Raw genomic sequence first — 24,357 nt, 5'->3', positions numbered from 1 at the left:
AAATGTTTTAATTAAAAATAAAGAGGGTATTCTAATGAAGACACAGCAGTATTTTCGACCAACCAAAGCTATTATAAATTTACAGGCAATCCAACAAAATGTACAAAATCTAAAACAGCTTTTACAACCTAATGTTCAAATTATTGCTGTAGTAAAGGCAAATGCATATGGACATGGAGATGTAGCCGTAGCACAAGCAGCACTTGATGCAGGCGCTACAATACTTGCAGTGGCAACACCAGAGGAAGCATTACATATTCGAGCACATTTTGCAGAACCAGACATACTCCTATTAGGCGCATCTCCAGCCTCGTTTGCACCTTATGCAGCCGAGCAGCGCATTATTCTAACAGTATTTGCTAATGAATGGGTACAGCAAGCAGCTTCACTTATAGACAAGGAAGCACTTCCGCTGCGCCTGCATATAAAAGTAGATAGCGGTATGAATAGAATTGGCATACGCTCAGAGCAAGAATTATTAGAGATTTATCAAACTATCCAGTCCACAGATCATGTAGAGCTAGATGGTATATTTACACATTTTGCAACAGCTGATGAAGAGGATACAATACATTTTGAGCAGCAAGTTCAGTTTTTTGAAAAATGTTTATCCAGCATACCTTCTAAGCCAAGACTTGTCCATGCTTCAAATACAGCAGCATCTTTAGTGAAGGATGCACGTTTACAATATGATGCTGTTAGATATGGCATTTCCATGTATGGCTTAGCGCCATCTTCCTATGTAGGTAGTATCACACCTTTTTCATTACAACCTGCCTTTTCACTTGAAAGTGAGCTTGTCCATGTAAAGCGAATAAAAGCAGGTGATTGTGTAGGGTATGGTGCTACATATATTGCACCAACGGATATGTGGATAGGAACGATTCCAATTGGCTATGCGGATGGCGTAATTCGTAAGCTAGGTGGACAAGAAGTATTAATTGATGGACAAAGAGCACCGATTGTTGGACGAATTTGTATGGACCAATGTATGGTTGCTCTACCAAAAGCATATGCTATAGGTGAGAAGGTAACACTTATTGGTCAACAAGGACAGCATGCAATTTCTATCGATGAATGGGCAGCTAGACTTGAAACCATTAACTATGAAGTACCATGCATTATTACAGCAAGAGTTCCTAGAATATACCTTTAAGCCTTTGTTTAGAGAATAGTTTGTTACAAGCAATGCCACCAAAGAAAAATGTTGAATTTAGTCAATTAATGACTTAAAAAGCTTTTTCTTCACTGGAAGCTAGAGCAATCAGATGTGGTAGTATATTACACTTATAATTATTCAGCATAGACCTTCGATGACCAACACATATTTACAATTTGTACGCCAAATTGTCAGATATATTGTCATTTCATGTCTTTTCAACAATATCTTTCAATGATAGAATGGGAAGTAATGAAAAGTGGATGGTTCCGTTGGAGGTGCTTGCTGTGTATGAAAAGAAATTAAAAGAAGCTACAATTGCTGTTCAAGACAGACTATATCTACAATCAAAGGAAATAATTGAAGGTGAATCTTTTGGGCGTAATTTGGCGCGCCAAAATTTAATGCAGGGGCAACCAAATCAAATACGGGAAGCTATGATTAAAGGATATGTTGAAATGTCTCATATTAATTTAACAATTGCAAGTGAATGCTTGCATGTCGAATATGAAGCACAGCATATGGTGGAGCGTCTCGTTAGCGGGGGATGACACTTTGAATGTAAAACGTGGTGACGTTTTTTTTGCAGACTTATCGCCGGTAATAGGTTCTGAGCAAGGGGGAACTAGACCGGTGCTGATTATTCAAAATGATATTGGCAATCGATTTAGTCCGACTGTCATCATCGCAGCTATCACTGCACAAATTCAAAAGGCAAAGTTACCGACACACGTCGAGATTAATGCTGAAAAGTATGGTTTCGAACGTGATTCGGTTATTTTGCTCGAACAAGTGCGAACAATTGATAAGTCAAGATTGACAGATCGTATCACACAGCTCGATCAGGCTGTGATGGAAAAAGTAGATGGTGCGTTGATGATTAGTTTAGGTTTAGTTAAATTTTGATATACATATATGTATAGAAGCATCGAGATTACAAATATCTCGGTGCTTTTTTCATCCTATAGAATCAATTACTTCCTTACCATAATTTGAATTTGCTATTTAAAAACAGTATGAAAAGCTTTAAGATAGATTCAAGATTTATCAAAAAAATAGCTTTTTGATAAATTTCTTAAGAGGTATATAAAATTTTACATAGAATATTCCATTTATAGATACTATTAAGTATTAAATAACGACAAACAGATTGAATAAAAGTGTAAGGGGATAACACCTTAAGAAATTGGAGGGACAGCAGTGACATGTAAGTCTTCGGTTGAAATTATTACTGAGTGGGATATTGTTGCAGCAAGACAACTGGGGCGTAATGAAGCAAAAGCACTTGGATTTGGCACTGTTGATCAAGCTCGCATTACCACAGCAATTAGTGAATTAGCACGAAATATCTATTTATATGCAAATATAGGTAGGATTGAAATTGAAAGAGTTGAAACAGACACTGACAAGAAAATAGTAGTGATTGCTACTGACCAAGGACCTGGAATTCAAGATATTCGAAAGGTTATGGAAGAGGGCTATTCTACATCAGGCGGGCTAGGTGCTGGTCTACCAGGTGTTAAGCGATTGATGGATAGCTTAGAAATTCAATCTGTTATTGGAGAGGGTACAACGATCAGGGCGGAAAAATGGCTGCGTTAGGACGTGAGAAAAATGAAACAATTAGAAGCTCAGTATAAAAAAATATTAGCAGATTATATCGTTAATCAAACTGAAAAAAATTTATATATTGCTCAAAATTTCACACGTCAGTTAATTCAAAAAAACATATCACCAGAGGATGTTGTTAGCATTCATAAAAACGCTGTTGCCGAAATATTTCCCGATAGAATGAATGAGGAACAGCCAGCATATGATTTTCTTATTGAAGTAATGGTGCACTATGGAATGGCACATAGAGAGCATCAAAGCCTACTGCAAAAACAAGCAGAATATGAGATGGAAATGAAAATTGCTACAAGCATTCAAAAAACATTGCTAAAAACATATATACCACAATTATCAAGCGTTGATGTAGGAATGATATCTGTGCCAGCCCGCAAAATAAATGGCGATTATGTACACTTTTTTCATCACCGCGAAGAGCATTTAAGTGTAGCTGTAACAGATGTAGTCGGTAAAGGTGTTCCTGCTGCTTTATGTATGTCGATGGTGAAATATGGTCTGGAAACATTAGAATATGCTTACAAAGAGCCTTCCTATGTTTTAGAAGTTATCAATAGGGTAATTGAAAAAGGTGTTGATGATAGTATGTTTGTTTCCATGTTTTATGGCTGTTTAGATATTCAAAAAAATATTTTTTCCTATGCATCAGCAGGTCATGAACCAGCTTTGCATTATAATGCCAAACAAGACCAATTCTTTTCATTAGAGGCAAAAGGATTATTGCTTGGTGTGTTACCAAACACAAAATACACATATCAGGAAATTGTTTTGGAGGAAAATGATATTATTACAATGATGACTGATGGGGTTACAGAGTTTAGAAAGCATGATGACTTAAATTCCAGGCAGGTTATTACGGCACTAATTAAGGAGCACAAGCATTTACCAGCCCAACAATTATGTCAGCTTCTATATCAGGAAATAGAGAAAATACATGGCTTTAACCTATCAGATGATTTTACTGTAGTCATTTTAAAAAAATAGGTTTATGTTTTAATTGAATGGGGAACAGGGAACAGTCTAATAAATATGGTGGAGGTATGGCTATATGGATGTGACAATACATTTTAAAGAAATTGATCATAAATTGTATGGATTTGTTGAGGGAGAAATCGATACATTTACAGCTTCTGGTCTACGTGAGGAATTAGAAGCTGTTAAAATTACTGAAGGATTAGAAATTGAGCTGGATTTGTCCAAGGTAAGCTACATGGATAGTACAGGGCTTGGTATTTTTGTTGCCTTTTATAAAAGAGTCGTACGTGAAAAGGGCAAAGTAAAGCTTGTTGGTTTATCCAATAGGCTACAAAGATTGTTTGAAATAACGGGTTTAAGTGATTTAATGGATATCGAAACTGATAAAAAGGTGGAATTAAGCTAATGAAGGAATTTGATTATATAGAAATTAGAGTTCCTGCTAAACCGCAATTTGTCAGTGTTATTCGTTTAACTGTTTCTGGCCTAGCTGCTAGAGTTGGCTTTAGCTATGATGATATTGAGGATTTGAAAATTGCGGCAAGTGAGGCAGTAACAAATGTTGTACATCATGCTTATAAGGAAGATGAGGAAGGCGAAATCGTCATCGGGTGTGCGTTGTATGACAATAAAATCGAAATCATGATTGCGGATTATGGCAATAGCTTTAGCTTTGAAGAGGTTAAGTCTAAAATTGGACCGTATCACCCTGAGGAGAGCATTGCAGGGCTAAGAGAAGGTGGCTTGGGACTTTATTTAATGGAAACTTTAATGGATGAGGTGATGATTAATAACGATGGTGGCGTAACTGTTTTCATGACAAAGTATGTCTCTAGGGAGCAGGTGGAAAAAAATGTCGAAAGAATCACTACGTAAATCTTCATCCAAAGAAGATGTATTAAAGTGGATTGCATTATACCAGTCAACGGAGGATGATGAAGCACAAACCAACTTAGTGATTCATTATCGATATTTAGTTGAGTCAATAGCGCGTAAATATTCAAATGGCAAATCATATTATGATGATATTGTTCAAGTAGGAATGCTGGGCTTATTAGGTGCAATTAGACGTTTTGATCCAAATGTCGGTCGTAGTTTCGAAGCATTTGCTGTGCCAACGATTGTTGGGGAAATTAAGCGCTTTTTACGTGATAAAACATGGGATGTTCATGTGCCTAGACGCATTAAAGAATTAGGCCCAAGAATTAAATTAACAGTGGAAGCGCTGACAATTGAATTGCAGCGTTCTCCATCCATTCAGGAAATCGCTGAACGATTAGAAGTGGCAGAGGAAGAAGTATTAGAGGCGATGGAAATGGGGCGCAGCTATCAGGCGCTTTCAATGGATCATTCAATAGAGTCTGATTCAGATGGTAGCACGGTTACACTATTCGATATTTTGGGTAGAGAAGATGATGGCTATGAAATGACCAATAAACGAATGCTTGTTTCCGATGCAATGGTCGTGTTAAATGAGAGGGAAAAACAAGTTATTCAGCTTACATATTTAGAGCAGCTTAGTCAAAAAGAAGCTGGAGAACGATTAGGCATTTCGCAAATGCATGTATCTCGCATACAAAGAAAAGCTATAAAAAAATTACAAGAGGCCATTCTAGCAAGCGGCGGTGTTTCGCTCTAAGTTTTCTCAGTTAAAAAATAGTCTACTCACGGTCGCCTGAGTAGACTATTTTTTTGTATGTTTAGTAAAGTGTAATGGTAGAATGAAAAGAAAAAGGTAGGGATAATGTGGAACATAAACAAATGTTACAGCTTATTGCCAAGGATGTAGCGGTTAAGCCGGGGCAAGCGGATGCTGTTATTAAGTTATTGGAAGAGGGAAATACAGTACCATTTATTGCACGCTATCGAAAAGAAATGACAGGCTCTCTTGATGAGGTGCAAATTAAAGCTGTGGAGGATCGTTATCATTACATACAGCAGCTTGAGCAACGCAAGGAAGAGGTTATACGGTTAATTCAAGAGCAGGACAAGCTTACACCTGAATTGGAACAAGCTATTCTTGCAGCAACAGTTTTACAGCGTGTAGAGGATTTATATAGACCATATAAGCAAAAGCGACGTACAAAGGCAACAATTGCTAAAGAAAAAGGCTTAGAACCCCTTGCAGACTTGCTACTAGCATATAGTAATGATTCATTAGAGCAACTAGCAGCTGATTTTGTAGACCATGACAAGGTGGCTTCTCTCGAAGATGCACTAGCAGGCGCGCGAGATATTTTAGCAGAGCGTTTTGCTGACGATGCTACTATCCGTGAGAAAATTCGTGCGTATTCATGGAAAGATGGCATGCTTGTAACAAATATAAAAAATGCAGAGATAGATGAAAAAAATGTTTTTGAAATGTATTACGAATATAAGGAGCCTGTAAGTCGCATTGTTCCTCATCGTATTTTAGCGATCAACCGAGGAGAAAAAGAAGAGGTTTTAAAGGTTTCAATTCATGTGCCAATAGACCGAGTATTAATGATTATGTGGAAGGAATGGATACCTGCAACTGGTTCATCTCCCGCTATTGCGGAAGTCAAGCTAGCAATAGAGGATTCATATAAGCGTTTAATTCAACCATCTATCGAAAGAGAGCTAAGAAACGAGCTAACAGAAAAAGCAGAGGCACAGGCAATTCATATTTTCTCTGAAAATTTACGTAATCTTTTATTACAGCCACCTATGAAGGGCAAATATGTACTAGGTGTAGACCCAGCCTATCGTACAGGCTGTAAATTAGCGGTTGTAGATGAAACAGGGAAGATGCTAGAGGTTACAGCTATTTATCCTCATCCACCTAAACCCGATGTAGCAAAATCTAAAGCTACTGTGAAAGGAATTTTAGCAAAATACCCAATTAGTATTATTGCTATTGGGAATGGTACAGCCTCTCGTGAAACAGAGCAGTTTATTGCAGATGTATTAAATGAGCTTGCTACAGATGTAGCGTATGTTATTGTCAATGAAGCGGGTGCCTCTGTGTACTCAGCATCTGATATTGCACGTGCAGAATTTCCTGATCTACAGGTAGAGCAACGAAGTGCCGTTTCGATTGCACGCCGCTTACAGGACCCTTTATCAGAGTTGGTGAAAATTGAACCTAAAGCTGTTGGTGTAGGTCAGTATCAGCATGATGTTTCCCAGAAAAAATTAAATGAATCATTAACATTTATTGTAGAAACAGCAGTTAACCAAGTAGGTGTAGATGTAAATACGGCTTCTTCATCACTTTTACAATACGTTTCGGGTTTATCCAAAACAGTTGCGGAAAATATAGTTAAGGTGCGAGAAGAAAATGGTCAATTTACAACACGTGCACAGTTAAAGAAAATTCCAAGGCTTGGTGCTAAAACCTATGAGCAAGCAATCGGCTTTTTACGTGTTCCAGAAGCTAAAAATCCATTTGATGCTACAGGTATTCACCCTGAAAGCTACAAAATAGCTGAGCAAATATTAGCAGAGGCACAAATTGATAAAAAAGAACTTGGCACACCAAAGGCAGAAGAAGCTATTGCGGCTTTAGAGATTCAAAAGTTAAGTGATGCCCTAGGAATCGGCGTTGTAACGATTCAAGATATTGTAGAAACATTGATGAAGCCGAGTCGCGACCCACGCGATGCTTTCCCACAGCCACTGCTTAAAACAGATGTATTAAAAATGGAAGATTTAAAAGTTGGGATGGAATTGCAGGGAACGGTTAGAAATGTCGTAGACTTCGGAGCATTTGTTGATATTGGTGTGAAGCAAGATGGACTAGTGCATATTTCTAAATTACAAAATAGACGCATTAAGCACCCATTGGAAGTTGTAGCCTTAGGTGATATCGTAACCGTTTGGGTAGAACAAATTGATATTAATAAAGGACGCATTTCTTTAACAATGCTTCCACCAAAAAATCAAACAATGGATTAAGTAATAATTTTTTGCCACACTGCCAATACTGTGCAGTGTGGTATTCTTGTTGTTAGAGGTGATGACTATGAACAATGAGGAACTACAGCAACTTGTGTGTCAGTTATCTATGGAAAGCTTTCATAAACCATTTACTCATCAAGCATATTTTAATAGCAGGTTACGTTCAACGGGTGGACGTTATTTGCTACAATCACATAATATCGAAATTAACCCAAAGGCTTATGAGCAATATGGTCTTGTAGAAGTTAAAGGAATCGTTCTTCATGAACTATGCCATTATCATCTACATATCGAGGGAAAGGGTTACAAACATCGAGATAAAGATTTTAAAGAGTTATTAAAAAAAGTAAATGCGCCTCGTTTTTGCTCGGCTTTACAATCGCCCAAAGCTACCGCACAAAAACAACGCCGCTCCTACACGTATATGTGTGTCAATTGTCAGCAATTATATATGAGAAAGATAAAAATGAATATGGAAAAATACTGCTGTAGCAAGTGTTTAGGGAGGCTGAAGCAATTAGAATAAAAATTTTATAAAAAAGGTTGACGTTTGATTGTGTTGTCCTTATAATAGAAAAAGTCGATAAGATGACGACGACATAATATGAATTATTCCGAAGTAGCTCAGTTGGTAGTAGCACCTGACTGTTAATCAGGTTGTCGCAGGTTCGAGTCCTGCCTTCGGAGCCATGGCCCCTTGGTCAAGTGGTTAAGACACCGCCCTTTCACGGCGGTAACACGGGTTCGAATCCCGTAGGGGTCATTTTTCATAATTAATATTAATAAGCATATAAAGGTCCCGTGGTGTAGCGGTTAACATGCCTGCCTGTCACGCAGGAGATCGCCGGTTCGATCCCGGTCGGGACCGCCACTTATTGGGGTATAGCCAAGCGGTAAGGCAACGGATTTTGATTCCGTCATGCCTAGGTTCGAATCCTAGTACCCCAGCCATTCATTTCTTAATTTGAGCCATTAGCTCAGTTGGTAGAGCATCTGACTTTTAATCAGAGGGTCGAAGGTTCGAGTCCTTCATGGCTCATCTTTTTAAGAAACAAGTTGACTTTTTAGGTTGATGTAAGTATACTAGAAAAGTTACTAAATGAATGCGGTCGTGGCGGAATGGCAGACGCGCTAGGTTGAGGGCCTAGTGGGGGCAACCCCGTGGAGGTTCAAGTCCTCTCGGCCGCACCAAGTCGATTAATTTTAATAAGCGCCCGTAGCTCAATTGGATAGAGCGTCTGACTACGGATCAGAAGGTTATGGGTTCGACTCCTGTCGGGCGCGCCAAATTTTATATATGCGGGTGTAGTTTAATGGTAAAACCTCAGCCTTCCAAGCTGATGTCGTGAGTTCGATTCTCATCACCCGCTCCAAAAAAGTATTGACATCTATTTCGGATGTATGATAAAATTAAGAAGTTGTCCCAAAAGGCAACAATATGAACCTTGAAAACTGAACAAGCAAAACGTAATCAATAAATTTTAGTAGCTTACTTTAGTAAGTGAACGAAATAATTTTGGACATCGAATGAAGATGAGATGCCAGCAAAACAATTTGAGCAAATCAAATTTCTTTTTATGGAGAGTTTGATCCTGGCTCAGGACGAACGCTGGCGGCGTGCCTAATACATGCAAGTCGAGCGAACAGAGGAGGAGCTTGCTCCTCTGACGTTAGCGGCGGACGGGTGAGTAACACGTGGGTAACCTACCCTGTAGTTGGGGATAACTCCGGGAAACCGGGGCTAATACCGAATGATACTTGGAAACACATGTTTCTGAGTTGAAAGATGGTTCTGCTATCGCTACAGGATGGACCCGCGGCGCATTAGCTAGTTGGTGAGGTAACGGCTCACCAAGGCGACGATGCGTAGCCGACCTGAGAGGGTGATCGGCCACACTGGGACTGAGACACGGCCCAGACTCCTACGGGAGGCAGCAGTAGGGAATCTTCCACAATGGGCGAAAGCCTGATGGAGCAACGCCGCGTGAGTGAAGAAGGTTTTCGGATCGTAAAACTCTGTTGTAAGGGAAGAACAAGTACAGTAGTAACTGGCTGTACCTTGACGGTACCTTATTAGAAAGCCACGGCTAACTACGTGCCAGCAGCCGCGGTAATACGTAGGTGGCAAGCGTTGTCCGGAATTATTGGGCGTAAAGCGCGCGCAGGCGGTCCTTTAAGTCTGATGTGAAAGCCCACGGCTCAACCGTGGAGGGTCATTGGAAACTGGGGGACTTGAGTGCAGAAGAGGAAAGTGGAATTCCAAGTGTAGCGGTGAAATGCGTAGAGATTTGGAGGAACACCAGTGGCGAAGGCGACTTTCTGGTCTGTAACTGACGCTGAGGCGCGAAAGCGTGGGGAGCAAACAGGATTAGATACCCTGGTAGTCCACGCCGTAAACGATGAGTGCTAAGTGTTAGGGGGTTTCCGCCCCTTAGTGCTGCAGCTAACGCATTAAGCACTCCGCCTGGGGAGTACGGTCGCAAGACTGAAACTCAAAGGAATTGACGGGGGCCCGCACAAGCGGTGGAGCATGTGGTTTAATTCGAAGCAACGCGAAGAACCTTACCAGGTCTTGACATCCCGTTGACCACTGTAGAGATATAGTTTCCCCTTCGGGGGCAACGGTGACAGGTGGTGCATGGTTGTCGTCAGCTCGTGTCGTGAGATGTTGGGTTAAGTCCCGCAACGAGCGCAACCCTTGATCTTAGTTGCCATCATTTAGTTGGGCACTCTAAGGTGACTGCCGGTGACAAACCGGAGGAAGGTGGGGATGACGTCAAATCATCATGCCCCTTATGACCTGGGCTACACACGTGCTACAATGGACGATACAAACGGTTGCCAACTCGCGAGAGGGAGCTAATCCGATAAAGTCGTTCTCAGTTCGGATTGTAGGCTGCAACTCGCCTACATGAAGCCGGAATCGCTAGTAATCGCGGATCAGCATGCCGCGGTGAATACGTTCCCGGGCCTTGTACACACCGCCCGTCACACCACGAGAGTTTGTAACACCCGAAGTCGGTGAGGTAACCTTTTGGAGCCAGCCGCCGAAGGTGGGATAGATGATTGGGGTGAAGTCGTAACAAGGTAGCCGTATCGGAAGGTGCGGCTGGATCACCTCCTTTCTAAGGATATTTTCGGAATACAAACCTTGGGTTTGTACGATTACGTTTTGCTGTTCAGTTTTGAAGGTTCATTCTTTCGAATGAAATACTTCATATATGTGCTCCTGTCGCTACGCTTTCGTCGCAAAGCTGCGAAGAAGTAGAAGCAGGTAGTAGCTTTGTTCTTTGAAAACTGGATAAAACGACATTGAAATTGTAACAAACACATTTATTTTTTAAGTTTTTTAGGCTTAATAATTTAAGGGTTTTGAGATACGAGTTAGACAAGGAAGCGATTGAGTGAGTAAAGGAGCGTACCTCTGTACGTGACTGAGCGAGCGAATGAAGCTGACGCTGGATAACGATGTATATCGAAAGCCGACGGTTAAGTTATTAAGGGCGCACGGCGAATGCCTTGGCACTAGGAGCCGAAGAAGGACGGCACTAACACCGATATGCTTCGGGGAGCTGTAAGTGAGCTTTGATCCGGAGATTTCCGAATGGGGGAACCCACTACGTTTAATGGCGTAGTATCTTGACGTGAATACATAGCGTCTTGAAGGCAGACCCAGGGAACTGAAACATCTAAGTACCTGGAGGAAGAGAAAGAAAAATCGATTCCCTGAGTAGCGGCGAGCGAAACGGGAAGAGCCCAAACCAAGAGGCTTGCCTCTTGGGGTTGTAGGACACTCTATACGGAGTTACAAAAGAGCGAGTTAGATGAAGCGACTTGGAAAGGTCCGCCAGAGCAGGTAATAGCCCTGTAGTCGAAAGTTCGTTCTCTCCTGAGTGGATCCTGAGTACGGCGGAACACGTGAAATTCCGTCGGAATCCGGGAGGACCATCTCCCAAGGCTAAATACTACCTAGTGACCGATAGTGAACCAGTACCGTGAGGGAAAGGTGAAAAGCACCCCGGGAGGGGAGTGAAAGAGAACCTGAAACCGTGTGCCTACAAGTAGTTAGAGCCCGTTCATGGGTGATAGCGTGCCTTTTGTAGAATGAACCGGCGAGTTACGATTACGTGCAAGGTTAAGCTGTAGAAGGCGGAGCCGCAGCGAAAGCGAGTCTGAATAGGGCGAAGTAGTACGTGGTCGTAGACCCGAAACCAGGTGATCTACCCATGTCCAGGGTGAAGGTAAGGTAACACTTACTGGAGGCCCGAACCCACGCACGTTGAAAAGTGCGGGGATGAGGTGTGGGTAGCGGAGAAATTCCAATCGAACTTGGAGATAGCTGGTTCTCTCCGAAATAGCTTTAGGGCTAGCCTCGTGATGAGAATACTGGAGGTAGAGCACTGTTTGGACTAGGGGGCCATCCCGGTTTACCGAATTCAGACAAACTCCGAATGCCAGATATTTATACACGGGAGTCAGACTGCGAGTGATAAGATCCGTAGTCAAAAGGGAAACAGCCCAGACCACCAGCTAAGGTCCCAAAGTAATCGTTAAGTGGAAAAGGATGTGGCGTTGCACAGACAACCAGGATGTTGGCTTAGAAGCAGCCATCATTTAAAGAGTGCGTAATAGCTCACTGGTCGAGTGACGCTGCGCCGAAAATGTATCGGGGCTAAACGATTCACCGAAGCTGTGGATTGACATCTACGATGTCAGTGGTAGGAGAGCGTTCTAAGGGCGTTGAAGTCAGACCGGAAGGACTGGTGGAGCGCTTAGAAGTGAGAATGCCGGTATGAGTAGCGAAAGACGGGTGAGAATCCCGTCCACCGTATGACTAAGGTTTCCTGAGGAAGGCTCGTCCGCTCAGGGTTAGTCGGGACCTAAGCCGAGGCCGATAGGCGTAGGCGATGGACAACAGGTTGATATTCCTGTACCACCTCCTCACCGTTTGAGAAATGGGGGGACGCAGGAGGATAGGGTAAGCGCGCTGTTGGAAATGCGCGTCCAAGCAGTAAGGCGTGTGTGTAGGCAAATCCGCACACTGTAACGCCAAGCTGTGATGGCGAGTCCGTATGGACGAAGTTCCTGATTTCACACTGCCAAGAAAAGCCTCTATCGAGGTGAGAGGTGCCCGTACCGCAAACCGACACAGGTAGTCGAGGAGAGAATCCTAAGGTGTGCGAGAGAACTCTCGTTAAGGAACTCGGCAAAATGACCCCGTAACTTCGGGAGAAGGGGTGCTCTGTTAGGGTGAAAGCCCGAGAGAGCCGCAGTGAATAGGCCCAGGCGACTGTTTAGCAAAAACACAGGTCTCTGCAAAACCGTAAGGTGACGTATAGGGGCTGACGCCTGCCCGGTGCTGGAAGGTTAAGAGGAGTGGTTAGCGCAAGCGAAGCTACGAATTGAAGCCCCAGTAAACGGCGGCCGTAACTATAACGGTCCTAAGGTAGCGAAATTCCTTGTCGGGTAAGTTCCGACCCGCACGAAAGGCGTAACGATCTGGGCACTGTCTCAACGAGAGACTCGGTGAAATTATAGTACCTGTGAAGATGCAGGTTACCCGCGACAGGACGGAAAGACCCCGTGGAGCTTTACTGTAGCCTGATATTGAATTTTGGTACAACTTGTACAGGATAGGTAGGAGCCAGAGATCTCGGAGCGCCAGCTTCGAAGGAGGCGTCGGTGGGATACTACCCTGGTTGTATTGAAATTCTAACCCATGCCCCTTAGCGGGGCAGGAGACAGTGTCAGGCGGACAGTTTGACTGGGGCGGTCGCCTCCTAAAAGGTAACGGAGGCGCCCAAAGGTTCCCTCAGAATGGTTGGAAATCATTCGTAGAGTGTAAAGGCACAAGGGAGCTTGACTGCGAGACCGACAAGTCGAGCAGGGTCGAAAGACGGGCTTAGTGATCCGGTGGTTCCGCATGGAAGGGCCATCGCTCAACGGATAAAAGCTACCCCGGGGATAACAGGCTTATCTCCCCCAAGAGTCCACATCGACGGGGAGGTTTGGCACCTCGATGTCGGCTCATCGCATCCTGGGGCTGTAGTCGGTCCCAAGGGTTGGGCTGTTCGCCCATTAAAGCGGTACGCGAGCTGGGTTCAGAACGTCGTGAGACAGTTCGGTCCCTATCCGTCGTGGGCGTAGGAAATTTGAGAGGAGCTGTCCTTAGTACGAGAGGACCGGGATGGACACACCGCTGGTGTACCAGTTGTCTTGCCAAAGGCATCGCTGGGTAGCTATGTGTGGACGGGATAAGTGCTGAAAGCATCTAAGCATGAAGCCCCCCTCAAGATGAGATTTCCCATTACGCAAGTAAGTAAGATCCCTCAAAGACGATGAGGTAGATAGGTTCGAGGTGGAAGTGTGGTGACACATGGAGCTGACGAATACTAATCGATCGAGGACTTAACCAAAACCAGTTTGACGCAATTCAATGCACTGTTTATCCAGTTTTGAAAGAATAATTCTTTCAACCAAAAGAGAGCTTCAAGCTACAAATTGAAGGTCAAATATAGTCTAGTGATAATGGCAAAGAGGTCACACCCGTTCCCATCCCGAACACGGAAGTTAAGCTCTTTCGCGCCGATGGTAGTTGGGGGCTTCCCCCTGTGAGAGTAGGACATCGCTAGGCAATCTATATAGAAAAGCAGTCAGCATTTAGCTGACTGCTTTTTTATCAAAGAATAAGAGCCTTATTACGTTTATTGTATGTAATAAGGCTCTTTGAAGCTTTCCTCAATATTTTATAATCTATCTCTAAAGAAATTTTTGATTGCATCCATACGTATTTTATGATTGCAATCTTCACAACGAAAAATTTTGTTGCTTCCTTCCTTTAACTGTCTATATCTTAGTGACCCCTCATATACTCTGAATTTATTTTTACAGCTAGAACAAATTACCTCATAGTAAAACATTGTTATCCTCCTAAGTTATGACACATTACTTTTTAGTTGATTTATCAAAGATTGTAATTAGCTCGTTAGTATACTCCTGCACATTTAACTGAGGATTTCTCATTAATTCAATGGTAAACCCATCAATGGCATTTCTTATTGTCAACGCCATCACTCTTGCTGAGAGTTTGGTGAACTCTCGGAAAATCCCTTCTTGCATCCCCAGCTTGAGTATATTTTCAATTGGAAGAAAAATGGTGTCATCATGGTCTGCCGCAAACCGAAGTTTACCATCAGCGGTTCTTTCATTAGAAACAATTTCTATAACAGCGAACATATGTCGTCGATGCTCATCTATGAATCTAAGATTAGATTCAATGTATATGCTAAGCATCTCTTTAGGTGATTTTTGACTTCCTATTAGTGGAGCAATATAGGCTTGGCAAGCTGTATAGTAATCATAAATTACTTGCTCTAATAATTCTCCTTTATTTGCAAAGTGATAAGAAATAACTCCCTTACTGATTTTTGCGCGCTTGGCAATTTGTCCTAAAGATGCTTGGGCATAACCTATTTCTGCAATGGTTTCAATCGCACATTCTACAATTTGAGTTCTACGGGCTTTTTCGATAAACGACATCTCTTTTTGATTAAGTGGTTTACTTTTTTTACTCATGTATTTATTTTAGTACAATCGTACAAATCATTTAAATAAAATTATTTAGATAAAGGTTATCTACTTTACTAAGTGCAACTTACATAAAAAAAATTAAAAATCTATTGCTTCTCTTCTTTTTTTATGATATATTTATCAATGTCTTTAAGAGGTCCCGTGGTGTAGCGGTTAACATGCCTGCCTGTCACGCAGGAGATCGCCGGTTCGATCCCGGTCGGGACCGCCATTTTAATAAAACTGATAATATAGTTCTTATGATAGTTTAAATCATAAGAGCTTTTTTATTTGCTGGAATTGTTGACCTATAGAATATTTAGCAAGAAATGAGCTAGCGATTTTGAAAGCTAAACTGTAGATAAAAGGTAAGCGTAGAGTTGAAATCGATGCCTCTATAAATGTACAATCCTCAGACAGACGCTCTATATGGGCTAATGTAGGCGACATGAAAGCTGTACCTTGGACTCAACAATTGAATAAGGGGTAATCTTACCATTATATAAATTTTGAATGCTTGAAAGCTGTAATTTATTTAGCTCACTCTTGTGCTTATTGAAGTTGAGGTAGCTCCATCGAAGTCTTCTACCATGAATACATGGAAACTGTCTAATTAAGTATATTCTTTAAGGGTGCAGCTTCACTGAAGTAAAACTAGTGCCTGCATGGACAATTTTGTATACACTTTTCATTATTATTTCAAGTTATTCATATATTTAGTTTTTTGACATCATCTTGTATTACCTTGAAATTACTTAGCTTTGTCTACAGGCTATTGTTGCTAGCAGTATTTTAACAGCACCGAGGTTATTGAATTACTAGATAAATATGTTTCTAAAATAAAGAACAGGGGTAAAAATACAGTAGTAATTGGATTAATGACGGGGGTGTTTCTATGAAAAGTAATAATTTCTTACAACGTCTTTCTCTACCAATGCTTATCAGCGTTATAGCATTCATGATAGGCTGCGGTGATCCTATTATAGAAATTGAAGAATCCAACACATATCATTGGCAAAAAAATATGAATGAAACAGAATTTGAGAAATTGCAAAATAATATGACCTATATTGAAGTAGTAAAAACAGTAGGTGGAGCAGGTAAAAAAATTAAAAAAAATGAGTATCGTTGGGATGATGAAATACTCATGACACAGGGCTATATTGTGAAGTTTAAAGATGATAAATTAATTGATAAGGAAGTAATCGCCGTAAAGGGGCATTCTAATAGATAGAACGTAGACACGTCTTTTGGAGAGAAGGCGTGTTTTTATATTGGATGCTTTGAACATTTGCGCTTGTTTCGGTAAACTAGAGATAATGTAGTGAATGAGAGGAAAAAAGACGATGTATGAAATAATCATGAAATCAGTTGATGATACAGAACAGTTTGCCGTAAGACTTGCAGCGTTATTAGAAGCTCAGGATACCATTACATTAGAAGGGGACCTTGGTGCAGGCAAGACAACATTTACAAAGGCATTAGCGAAGGGACTGGGTGTTACGAGAACTGTAAACAGTCCAACATTTACGATAATTAAGCAATATGAGGGACGTCTACCCTTCAACCATTTAGATGTTTATCGTTTAGCAGAAAGCGATGAGGATTTGGGATGGGATGAGCTATTCTATGGTGATGCAGTATCAGTGGTCGAGTGGGCGCATTTAATTGAACAGGATTTGCCACAGGAGCGCCTAGCAATAGAGATTTACCGAATCGAGGAGCATGAACGACGCTTTGTATTAATACCTCATGGGAAACGCTATGAGGCACTATGTGAGGAGCTAATAAAATGATTTGGTTAGGAATAGAAACAGCAAATGCACCGCTTTCTATCGCTGTTGTAAAGGATGGAAAAGTGGTTGCCGAAATGGTGCAAAATATAAAATTAACACACTCGGCAGGTGCAATGCCTGCTATTGAAGAGGTTTTAACACGTATAGGGCTAAAGCCAAGCGATTTAGACGCAATTGCAGTATCTGAAGGCCCAGGCTCTTATACAGGCGTCCGTATAGGTGTAACACTGGCTAAAACGCTAGCATGGACGTTACAAAAGCCTTTAGTTGGTATCTCTAGCTTGAAAATATTAGCAGCAAATGCTGCTTTATACAATGGCTTAATTTGCCCAATTTTTGATGCACGTAGAGGCAATGTTTACACGGCTATTTATCAAGGAATGGCACTAGAAACTATTGTTGAGGATTACCATACACATATCGATGAGCTATTAGAGCGTTTAAAGGCTTTAGAAGCACCTATTTTGTTTGTTGGCATAGATGTTGATATATTTTGGGAGAGCATTACTAATGTGCTTGGAGATGCAGCAATACGTGCACCGTTTAGCCTTGATTTACCACGTGCAACTGAAGCTGTTCATTTGGCAACACAGGTAGCACTTCCAAGCGTAGAAGCTACCCATCACTTTGTTCCGCAATATAAGCGCATTGCTGAGGCGGAAGCAAATTGGTTGAAGGAACAAAAGGAGAGGACACATGAGTAGTAATGTCACTTATCGTAAAATGGTTTCTGATGATGTTCCAGCAGTTTATGAAATTGAGCTTGCCTCATTTCCCGTAGCATGGACATTAGATTCCTTTTATTATGAAGTACATGAGAACCCATATGCACATTATGTATTAGCTGAGGATGCAGATGGTAGCATTATTGGCTTTTGTGGTATGTGGATGGTGATTGATGCAGCCCAAATTACGAATGTAGCTGTTGTGGAGCAAGCACGTGGCAGAGGCATTGGTGAAGGACTTATGCGTGAGGCGATGCAAATAGCACGTTTACATGGAATGGAGATGATGTCTTTAGAGGTTCGTGTAACAAATACGATTGCACAAAATCTTTATCGCAAGCTTCAGTTCCAAGACGGCGGCATACGAAAAGGCTATTATACTGATAACGGGGAGGATGCCCTTGTTATGTGGGCGAAGTTATAGTGAAAAATACAATAATATTAGCAATAGAATCAAGCTGTGATGAAACAGCAGCGGCGATTATTCGCAATGGCAATGAAATTGTTTCAAATGTTGTTGCTTCACAAATAGAAAGTCATAAGCGATTTGGTGGTGTTGTTCCTGAAATTGCATCACGTCATCATGTTGAGCAAATTACAGTGGTGATTGAGGAGGCTTTAACACAAGCCAATATAAAGCCAGCAGATTTAGATGCGGTTGCTGTGACAGAGGGACCGGGGCTTGTAGGTGCATTATTGATTGGTATTAATGCAGCAAAGGCCTTTGCATTTGCACATAATTTACCGATTATTGGTGTGCATCATATTGCAGGGCATATTTATGCCAATGCACTTGTTCAGCCAATGGAGTTTCCATTATTAGCACTTGTTGTATCAGGTGGTCATACAGAGCTTGTCTATATGAAGGAGCATGGCTCATTTGAAGTGATTGGTGAAACGCGAGATGATGCAGCAGGTGAAGCCTATGATAAAGTGGCACGTGTGTTAAACTTGCCTTATCCAGGTGGCCCACGTATTGACCAGCTTGCTCATGAAGGCGAAGAGGCTGTATCTTTTCCGAGGGTTTGGCTGGAGGAAGATTCATATGATTTTAGCTTTAGTGGTTTGAAATCAGCTGTTATTAATTATAAGCATAATATGGATCAGCGAGGAGAGGAAATTTCGCCAACAGCTGTTGCAAAAGGCTTTCAGGAAAGTGTGGTAGAGGTACTAACAGCAAAAGCATTGCGTGCCGCAAAGGCATATCAAGTGAAACAAGTAATTGCAGCAGGCGGTGTCGCAGCAAATAAAGGCTTACGTGCGTCATTAGAGGCAGTATTCACAAAGGAAGGTATTCCATTTTTTGTACCGCCGCTTAAATTGTGCACAGATAATGCAGCAATGATTGGCGCGGCAGCAGCACCGATGTTTGAAGCGGGGGTTCGTGGAAATTTATTGATGAATGGACGTCCTGGCATGGAATTAAAATCATGGGTTTAACATAAAGAAGAGGTGTCTTTCTAAGGAGGGCACTGAAAAAGTCCCTCAGGCACAAGTGAGAGAGTACAGGAACGAATATTCGTTCCTGTACTCTCTTTTTCTTCGATGCCGTTGATTTCCATTGCGGCGGACGCGTTTCGCGGGCACGGCTCCAGCCTTCTCCCTCGCTTTGCTCAGTCCGGGTGCTTCCGCTCGTGCTGTTCCCGCAGAAGTCGCCGCCTCCATTCCAATCAACTGGGACCACTTTCATCACTAGAAGGGTTTTCCTCTCGTATAATCTCACAAATTTCCTGTATAATTAAAGGACTAATAAAAGGTGGTGCGACCATGATTTCTAAACAGGAAACATTCAATTTAAGCCCGTACATGGCGTTGTACGATTTAATTATTCCAAAGGACAATATGCTTCGCCAAATCAATGAACTTGTGGATTTCTCATTTATTCTAGACGAACTAAAATCGAAATACTGTTTAGTTAATGGCCGTAACGCGATTCCACCGATTCGCATGTTTAAATATTTACTGTTAAAAGCGATTCATGACCTGTCGGATGCCGACCTTATCGAACGTTCAAAATTCGATATGTCCTTTAAATATTTTTTAGATATGGCACCAGAAGAGGAAGTGATCGACCCCAGTTCCCTGACAAAATTCCGTCGACTCCGTCTTCAAGATATGAATTTATTAGATTTACTGATTCAGAAAACTGTTGAAATTGCTTTAGAGAAAGGACTACTCCTTAGTAAAATGGTGATTGTCGACGCTACCCATACAAAAGCGCGATATAACCAGAAAACGCCCAAAGAATTTTTACAGGAAAAATCCAAAAATGTACGTAAAGCCGTGTATCAACTAGACGAAAACATGGTCGGAAAATTCCCTGAGAAGCCTGCGTCAAATGAAGTCACAGAAGAATTAGATTACTGTCGTCAAGTAGTTGAAGCAGTCGAAACACAATCAAAGGTTGCACAAATCCCGGCTGTGAAAGAAAAATTAAATGTTTTAAAAGAAGTGATAGATGATTATGAGAATCATTTAAGCTATTCAAATGATCCGGATGCACGTGTTGGCCATAAGTCAGCAGATTCTTCTTTCTTTGGTTTTAAAACGCATATTGCGATGAGTGATGAACGTATTATTACAGCAGCGGTTGTGACGACGGGTGAAAAAAGTGATGGGCACTATTTACAAGAGTTGGTAGAGAAAAGTAGAACTGCCGGCATGGAAATTGACACGGTGATTGGTGATGCCGCCTATTCCTGGAAAGAGAATTTAGTGTATGCAAAATCGGAGCAGTTTCAGTTAATTTCAAAGTTAAATCCAGTAATCACAAATGGCAGCGGACAACGGAAAATTGAATTTGATTATAACAAGGATGCGGGTATGTTTGTTTGTCCAGCGGGGCACATGGCAACTCACAAAAGACGTACGGGCAGGAAAACCCTGAATCAAAGTTTAACGTTTCATTTTGATATTGAAAAATGTAAAGTTTGCCCGATGCGAGAGGGCTGTTATAAGGAAGGGGCGAAAAGTAAAACGTATAGTGTAACGATTCAATCCGATACACATCAAGAACAAGCAGCATTCCAGGAAACAGCCGAATTCAAAGCACTTGCCAGCAAACGCTATAAAATCGAAGCGAAAAATAGTGAATTAAAGAACCCACACGGCTTTAAAACAGCAAAATCGGCGGGTTTATTTGGCATGGAAATTCAAGGAGCCACGACGATCTTTGCGGTCAATCTGAAACGGATACTCAAACTACTGAGTGAAAAAGAGTAGGAAAAAAGAAAGAAATAAGGCACCTTCCATTCAAAAACGAATGGAAAGTGCCTTATTTTTGTTTGAAAAACTAATTCATCGTAAAAAATGTAAGTTTTTCAGTGCCCTCTTTCTAAGGACGCCTCTTTTTGTATGTTAAAAAAATTGTAGAGAAATGCTAAAGGAGGGAGCAGTTTAATTGACAAATTTTTCAGAAAATTATCCACAGGTATAGTGATAAAAAAACAGCGAACAGGCGTACTTATGCACAAAATGTTGATAAATTGTGTATAACTTGTGATTATTCTATATATAGTAGTAGATTTTATAAGAAGGAATGTGGATAAAATAATTTTTAATTGTGGACAATGTGGAAAACTCTGTTGATATGTTGATACAACTAGATTTATTGTGTGTATAAAGTTGTGGGCATTTTTTGTCGAAAAATAGCGCTTGACCAATATATATGAAAAATGGTGACGAGTAAAGAAAACCGAACTAGTCCACATAATAAAGGTTCAGTGGATAGCTCGGTCTTAGACAGCCTTATAGATGAATATTTTCAAGCTCTTCATTTAACTCCAGCCATTCTAATTCGAATAGCTCATGTTGTTCTTTAGCAGTTGTTAGCTGCTCTTGAAGCTCTGTAATTTTTTCATGGTCTGTGAAAATCGCAGGATCACAAAGGGCTTCCTCTAAATGTGCAATAGTAGCAATGGTTTCTTGCATCTTTTCTTCTAATTCCTCAATAGCACGTCTAATTTGACGTTCGCGTTTTTTAGCCTCTTTATCAATTTTAGAGGTAGAGGTTTTTTCAGTTGCTTCTTGTTGTCCTTGTGGCTGTGAGGCTGCTTTCATTTGTGCAAGCTCTAGTAGTTCTTGTTTTTTCTCCAAATAATAATCGTAGTCACCTAAATACTCAAAAGAGCCTGTTCCAGACAGCTCGACTACTTTTGTGGCAATACGATTAATAAAGTAGCGGTCATGTGACACAAAAAGAAGTGTCCCTGGATAATCAATTAACGCATTTTCCAGCACCTCTTTACTATCTAAGTCAAGATGGTTTGTCGGCTCATCCAAAATTAAAAAATTTGCCTTTTGCATCATTAGTTTTGCAAGTGCCAGTCGTGCCTTTTCACCACCAGATAACGAAGATACTACTTTATCCACATCTTCACCACTAAATAAAAAACGTCCTAGGACAGTGCGTATATCCTTTTCATTCATTAATGGCCATTCATCCCAAAGCTCTTTTAAAACACTTTTATTGCTGGAGAGTTTTGCCTGCTCCTGATCATAGTAGCCAATTTGCACATTTGTGCCATAACGAATATCGCCTGAAATAGGGGTTAGGTCCTTTACAATTGTTTTCAGTAATGTTGATTTGCCAACGCCATTTGGACCTACCAGTGCTATACGATCCTCACGAAAGGTACGTAGGGTAATGCCACTTGATATTGCTTGTTGACCATAACCAATAGTTAAATCGTCAATAGATAATACATCATTGCCACTTTGACGTTCAATAGTGAAGCCAAAGCTAGCTGATTTTTCATCACCCTCTGGAGATTCCATCCATTCTGTTCGCTCTAGCATTTTCCGACGGCTCTGTGCCATTTTTGTTGTAGAGGCACGTGCAATATTTTTTTGAATAAAGTCCTCAAGCTTAGCTTTCTCATCTTGCTGACGCTCGTATAGCTTCAGATCACGCTCATAATTTTTAGCCTTTTCATCTAAATAAGCACTATAGTTGCCGGTATATTTTGTGACGCGATGACGAGAAACCTCATAGACAATCGAAACGACCTGATCTAGGAAATAGCGGTCATGCGAAACAATTAAAATGGCGCCTTCATAGCCCTTTAAATAGGATTCCAACCAAGATAGTGTTTCAATATCTAAATGGTTTGTCGGCTCATCGAGAATTAAAAGGTCTGGTTTACTCAGTAGGAGCTTGGCAAGCGCTAATCGCGTGCGTTGTCCACCAGATAATGAGCTGATAGGTTTATCATAGTCTTCAGGATAAAATTGCATACCGTGAAGCACGGAGCGGATATCCGATTCAAATTGATAGCCACCAGCATCCTTAAATGTATGCTGTAATTGATCATATTCCGCCATAATTTTTGCATAGACAGTAGGGTTTTCATAGATATTTGGATCAGCCATTTGCTGTTCAAGGGAGCGCAAGGTTTGCTCCTGCTCAAGCAGTGATGCAAAAATCGTCATCATTTCATCCCAAATTGTTAATGTAGAATTTAATCCGGCATGCTGCTCTAAATAGCCAATTTGGATACCTTTAGGAATAATAATATCGCCTGAATCATAAGACATTTGACCAGCGATGATTTTTAATAACGTAGATTTACCTGCACCATTGCGTCCTACTAAGGCAACGCGATCACGATGTTGCACCTCTAATTTAACACCGCTTAAAATTTCATCTGCAAGAAAGGATTTATATAGTTGATTGACCTGTAAAACAATCATTCTTGACACCTCAATTCTACCTTAGTGTAATGGATGAACGAATTGCATGCAATGTCAGTGCTTTACTTATTCCGAGCAGTCATGTAAGATTGAAACGATTTCCCTTTAGTTAGTTGCGTAAAAGCGCCATTAACTAAAGGGAAATACGCTAGTGGGTAGCAAATATTTTGTATATAGTTATAGCTAAATACAGTAAAATTGGATTAGGTATACTATAAGGAGGAAAAAGTTTGAAACAAGAATTAAAAATTCCACAGGCCACTACAAAAAGACTTCCTCTTTACTATCGATTTATTCAAAACTTTGCACAGGAAGGTATGGAGCGTATATCGTCCAAGGAATTGAGTGAAGCGATGAAAATAGATTCTGCAACCATTCGCCGTGATTTTTCGTATTTTGGCGCTCTTGGGAAAAAGGGCTACGGTTATGATGTACAGCATCTATTACAGTTTTTTAGTCAAACGCTTGATCAGCACGAAACGACAAAGGTGGCATTAATTGGCGTAGGGAATTTAGGTAGTGCATTACTCAAATATAATTTTCAAAAAAACCATAATACTCATATTGTTGTAGCATTTGACTCAAAAGCTCCTAAAGATGGAAAAATGATTAGTAATATTCCTGTTTTTCATCCAGATTTGCTAGAAGAAAAATATGCAGAATATGGAGCGGAGCTTGCTATTTTAACGGTATCTTCACGCTCAGCACAGAAAATGGCTGATCGCCTTGCTGCAATGAATGCAAAGGGTATTTTAAACTTTACACCAGAGCGTTTAACAGTGCCTGATAGCATGCAACTATTAACCATTGATTTATCTGTAGAGTTGCAAGCACTTATTTATTTAATTCGTAATCAGGAAGACTGATAAAGCTACTCTTTACTAGTGATATAGAG

20 protein-coding genes, 9 tRNA genes and 3 rRNA genes are annotated in these 24,357 nt (G+C 41.0%); 29 read left to right on the top strand and 3 right to left on the bottom strand.

Annotated features, from left to right (window positions below; translation table 11 throughout):
• The first annotated feature begins 34 nt into the window (after positions 1-34).
• The 21 genes from alr (at position 35) to rrf (ending at position 14,315) form a co-directional block, all read left to right on the top strand.
• A complete protein-coding gene (alr, locus tag MHB42_RS18165) occupies positions 35-1,156 on the top strand; it encodes an alanine racemase (protein ID WP_340807903.1) in 1,122 nt (373 codons plus the stop codon).
• Between the two features lie 266 nt (positions 1,157-1,422).
• A complete protein-coding gene (locus tag MHB42_RS18160; RefSeq protein WP_340808636.1) occupies positions 1,423-1,710 on the top strand; it encodes a hypothetical protein in 288 nt (95 codons plus the stop codon).
• Between the two features lie 4 nt (positions 1,711-1,714).
• A complete protein-coding gene (locus MHB42_RS18155) occupies positions 1,715-2,065 on the top strand; it encodes a type II toxin-antitoxin system PemK/MazF family toxin (protein ID WP_053996968.1) in 351 nt (116 codons plus the stop codon).
• Between the two features lie 294 nt (positions 2,066-2,359).
• Positions 2,360-2,761, top strand: a complete 402-nt coding sequence (locus MHB42_RS18150; protein WP_340807901.1) for an anti-sigma regulatory factor — start codon at positions 2,360-2,362, stop codon at positions 2,759-2,761.
• Between the two features lie 12 nt (positions 2,762-2,773).
• Complete coding sequence (locus MHB42_RS18145; RefSeq protein ID WP_340807899.1) at positions 2,774-3,769, top strand: PP2C family protein-serine/threonine phosphatase; 996 nt, start codon at positions 2,774-2,776, stop codon at positions 3,767-3,769.
• A 64-nt stretch (positions 3,770-3,833) separates the two neighbouring features.
• On the top strand, positions 3,834-4,166 hold the full coding sequence (locus MHB42_RS18140; protein ID WP_340807898.1) for an STAS domain-containing protein: 333 nt from the start codon (positions 3,834-3,836) through the stop codon (positions 4,164-4,166).
• Positions 4,166-4,636, top strand: coding sequence for an anti-sigma B factor RsbW (gene rsbW / locus MHB42_RS18135; protein WP_340807896.1), 471 nt, complete (start codon positions 4,166-4,168; stop codon positions 4,634-4,636). Before MHB42_RS18140 ends, rsbW begins: the two co-directional genes overlap by 1 nt.
• Positions 4,614-5,399 (top strand): RNA polymerase sigma factor SigB, encoded by a 786-nt coding sequence (sigB, locus tag MHB42_RS18130; RefSeq protein ID WP_340807894.1) that lies wholly within the window; start codon positions 4,614-4,616, stop codon positions 5,397-5,399. Before rsbW ends, sigB begins: the two co-directional genes overlap by 23 nt.
• A gap of 107 nt (positions 5,400-5,506) precedes the next feature.
• On the top strand, positions 5,507-7,678 hold the full coding sequence (locus MHB42_RS18125) for a Tex family protein (protein WP_340807893.1): 2,172 nt from the start codon (positions 5,507-5,509) through the stop codon (positions 7,676-7,678).
• Positions 7,679-7,745: 67 nt separating this feature from the next.
• On the top strand, positions 7,746-8,207 hold the full coding sequence (locus tag MHB42_RS18120; RefSeq protein WP_340807890.1) for a SprT family protein: 462 nt from the start codon (positions 7,746-7,748) through the stop codon (positions 8,205-8,207).
• 87 nt (positions 8,208-8,294) lie between these two features.
• Positions 8,295-8,371, top strand: a tRNA-Asn gene (locus tag MHB42_RS18115).
• 1 nt (position 8,372) lies between these two features.
• Positions 8,373-8,444 (top strand) — tRNA-Glu (locus MHB42_RS18110).
• 32 nt (positions 8,445-8,476) lie between these two features.
• Positions 8,477-8,552, top strand: a tRNA-Asp gene (locus tag MHB42_RS18105).
• 5 nt (positions 8,553-8,557) lie between these two features.
• Positions 8,558-8,632, top strand: a tRNA-Gln gene (locus tag MHB42_RS18100).
• Between the two features lie 15 nt (positions 8,633-8,647).
• Positions 8,648-8,720 (top strand) — tRNA-Lys (locus MHB42_RS18095).
• 66 nt (positions 8,721-8,786) lie between these two features.
• Positions 8,787-8,872, top strand: a tRNA-Leu gene (locus MHB42_RS18090).
• 19 nt (positions 8,873-8,891) lie between these two features.
• Positions 8,892-8,968: transfer RNA gene (locus MHB42_RS18085), tRNA-Arg, on the top strand.
• Between the two features lie 12 nt (positions 8,969-8,980).
• Positions 8,981-9,054: transfer RNA gene (locus tag MHB42_RS18080), tRNA-Gly, on the top strand.
• A gap of 201 nt (positions 9,055-9,255) precedes the next feature.
• Positions 9,256-10,806, top strand: a 16S ribosomal RNA gene (locus MHB42_RS18075).
• 362 nt (positions 10,807-11,168) lie between these two features.
• Positions 11,169-14,097, top strand: a 23S ribosomal RNA gene (locus MHB42_RS18070).
• A 102-nt stretch (positions 14,098-14,199) separates the two neighbouring features.
• Positions 14,200-14,315, top strand: a 5S ribosomal RNA gene (rrf, locus tag MHB42_RS18065).
• Together the 16S, 23S and 5S rRNA genes with 8 tRNA genes alongside form the textbook arrangement of a ribosomal RNA operon.
• Positions 14,316-14,427: 112 nt before the next feature.
• Here the strand turns inward: rrf and MHB42_RS18060 are convergent.
• A complete protein-coding gene (locus MHB42_RS18060) occupies positions 14,428-14,601 on the bottom strand; it encodes a DUF2197 domain-containing protein (RefSeq protein ID WP_340807888.1) in 174 nt (57 codons plus the stop codon).
• Between the two features lie 25 nt (positions 14,602-14,626).
• The gene (locus MHB42_RS18055) at positions 14,627-15,256 is read right to left on the bottom strand and encodes a TetR/AcrR family transcriptional regulator (protein ID WP_340807887.1); all 630 of its coding nucleotides are present in this window, start codon (positions 15,254-15,256) and stop codon (positions 14,627-14,629) included.
• Positions 15,257-15,406: 150 nt separating this feature from the next.
• On the opposite strand from MHB42_RS18055, the gene MHB42_RS18050 reads away from it, so the two are divergent.
• From MHB42_RS18050 to MHB42_RS18020, 7 genes are all read left to right on the top strand, one after another.
• Positions 15,407-15,482: transfer RNA gene (locus tag MHB42_RS18050), tRNA-Asp, on the top strand.
• Positions 15,483-16,145: 663 nt separating this feature from the next.
• Positions 16,146-16,484 carry a hypothetical protein gene (locus MHB42_RS18045; protein WP_340807885.1) on the top strand — a complete coding sequence of 113 codons (339 nt, stop codon included), beginning with the start codon at positions 16,146-16,148 and terminating at the stop codon, positions 16,482-16,484.
• Between the two features lie 112 nt (positions 16,485-16,596).
• Positions 16,597-17,046, top strand: coding sequence for a tRNA (adenosine(37)-N6)-threonylcarbamoyltransferase complex ATPase subunit type 1 TsaE (tsaE, locus tag MHB42_RS18040; RefSeq protein WP_340807884.1), 450 nt, complete (start codon positions 16,597-16,599; stop codon positions 17,044-17,046).
• Positions 17,043-17,750 (top strand): tRNA (adenosine(37)-N6)-threonylcarbamoyltransferase complex dimerization subunit type 1 TsaB, encoded by a 708-nt coding sequence (tsaB, locus tag MHB42_RS18035; protein ID WP_340807883.1) that lies wholly within the window; start codon positions 17,043-17,045, stop codon positions 17,748-17,750. Before tsaE ends, tsaB begins: the two co-directional genes overlap by 4 nt.
• Positions 17,743-18,195 carry a ribosomal protein S18-alanine N-acetyltransferase gene (rimI, locus tag MHB42_RS18030; RefSeq protein ID WP_340807881.1) on the top strand — a complete coding sequence of 151 codons (453 nt, stop codon included), beginning with the start codon at positions 17,743-17,745 and terminating at the stop codon, positions 18,193-18,195. Before tsaB ends, rimI begins: the two co-directional genes overlap by 8 nt.
• Positions 18,195-19,211, top strand: coding sequence for a tRNA (adenosine(37)-N6)-threonylcarbamoyltransferase complex transferase subunit TsaD (gene tsaD / locus MHB42_RS18025; protein WP_402896110.1), 1,017 nt, complete (start codon positions 18,195-18,197; stop codon positions 19,209-19,211). The genes rimI and tsaD overlap by 1 nt, the downstream gene beginning before the upstream one ends.
• 327 nt (positions 19,212-19,538) lie before the next feature.
• Positions 19,539-20,993, top strand: a complete 1,455-nt coding sequence (locus MHB42_RS18020) for an IS1182 family transposase (RefSeq protein WP_340805685.1) — start codon at positions 19,539-19,541, stop codon at positions 20,991-20,993.
• A gap of 525 nt (positions 20,994-21,518) precedes the next feature.
• Here the strand turns inward: MHB42_RS18020 and MHB42_RS18015 are convergent.
• A complete protein-coding gene (locus MHB42_RS18015; protein ID WP_340808634.1) occupies positions 21,519-23,462 on the bottom strand; it encodes an ABC transporter ATP-binding protein in 1,944 nt (647 codons plus the stop codon).
• Positions 23,463-23,692: 230 nt separating this feature from the next.
• Between MHB42_RS18015 and MHB42_RS18010 the strand changes: the two genes are divergently transcribed.
• Entirely contained in the window at positions 23,693-24,328 is a 636-nt protein-coding gene (locus tag MHB42_RS18010) for a redox-sensing transcriptional repressor Rex (protein WP_340807879.1), read from the top strand.
• Positions 24,329-24,357 lie beyond the last annotated feature (29 nt).

The sequence above is a fragment of the Lysinibacillus sp. FSL K6-0232 genome (assembly GCF_038008325.1).
Classification (GTDB): Bacteria; Bacillota; Bacilli; order Bacillales_A; family Planococcaceae; genus Lysinibacillus.
The sequence above is the reverse complement of the archived record's forward strand: the minus strand, read 5'-3'. Positions and strand labels throughout refer to the sequence as shown.

What these genes read in the sequence shown, in the direction of transcription:
- MHB42_RS18120 (WP_340807890.1), top strand. Translation starts at nt 7,746, where the DNA reads ATGAACAATGAGGAACTACAGCAACTTGTGTGTCAGTTATCTATGGAA.
- tsaE (WP_340807884.1), top strand. Translation starts at nt 16,597, where the DNA reads ATGTATGAAATAATCATGAAATCAGTTGATGATACAGAACAGTTTGCC.
- MHB42_RS18160 (WP_340808636.1), top strand. Translation starts at nt 1,423, where the DNA reads ATGGTTCCGTTGGAGGTGCTTGCTGTGTATGAAAAGAAATTAAAAGAA.
- MHB42_RS18145 (WP_340807899.1), top strand. Translation starts at nt 2,774, where the DNA reads ATGAAACAATTAGAAGCTCAGTATAAAAAAATATTAGCAGATTATATC.
- MHB42_RS18045 (WP_340807885.1), top strand. Translation starts at nt 16,146, where the DNA reads ATGAAAAGTAATAATTTCTTACAACGTCTTTCTCTACCAATGCTTATC.
- rimI (WP_340807881.1), top strand. Translation starts at nt 17,743, where the DNA reads ATGAGTAGTAATGTCACTTATCGTAAAATGGTTTCTGATGATGTTCCA.
- sigB (WP_340807894.1), top strand. Translation starts at nt 4,614, where the DNA reads ATGTCGAAAGAATCACTACGTAAATCTTCATCCAAAGAAGATGTATTA.
- MHB42_RS18055 (WP_340807887.1), bottom strand. Translation starts at nt 15,256, where the DNA reads ATGAGTAAAAAAAGTAAACCACTTAATCAAAAAGAGATGTCGTTTATC.
- tsaB (WP_340807883.1), top strand. Translation starts at nt 17,043, where the DNA reads ATGATTTGGTTAGGAATAGAAACAGCAAATGCACCGCTTTCTATCGCT.
- alr (WP_340807903.1), top strand. Translation starts at nt 35, where the DNA reads ATGAAGACACAGCAGTATTTTCGACCAACCAAAGCTATTATAAATTTA.
- MHB42_RS18140 (WP_340807898.1), top strand. Translation starts at nt 3,834, where the DNA reads ATGGATGTGACAATACATTTTAAAGAAATTGATCATAAATTGTATGGA.
- rsbW (WP_340807896.1), top strand. Translation starts at nt 4,166, where the DNA reads ATGAAGGAATTTGATTATATAGAAATTAGAGTTCCTGCTAAACCGCAA.
- MHB42_RS18060 (WP_340807888.1), bottom strand. Translation starts at nt 14,601, where the DNA reads ATGTTTTACTATGAGGTAATTTGTTCTAGCTGTAAAAATAAATTCAGA.
- MHB42_RS18020 (WP_340805685.1), top strand. Translation starts at nt 19,539, where the DNA reads ATGATTTCTAAACAGGAAACATTCAATTTAAGCCCGTACATGGCGTTG.
- MHB42_RS18015 (WP_340808634.1), bottom strand. Translation starts at nt 23,462, where the DNA reads ATGATTGTTTTACAGGTCAATCAACTATATAAATCCTTTCTTGCAGAT.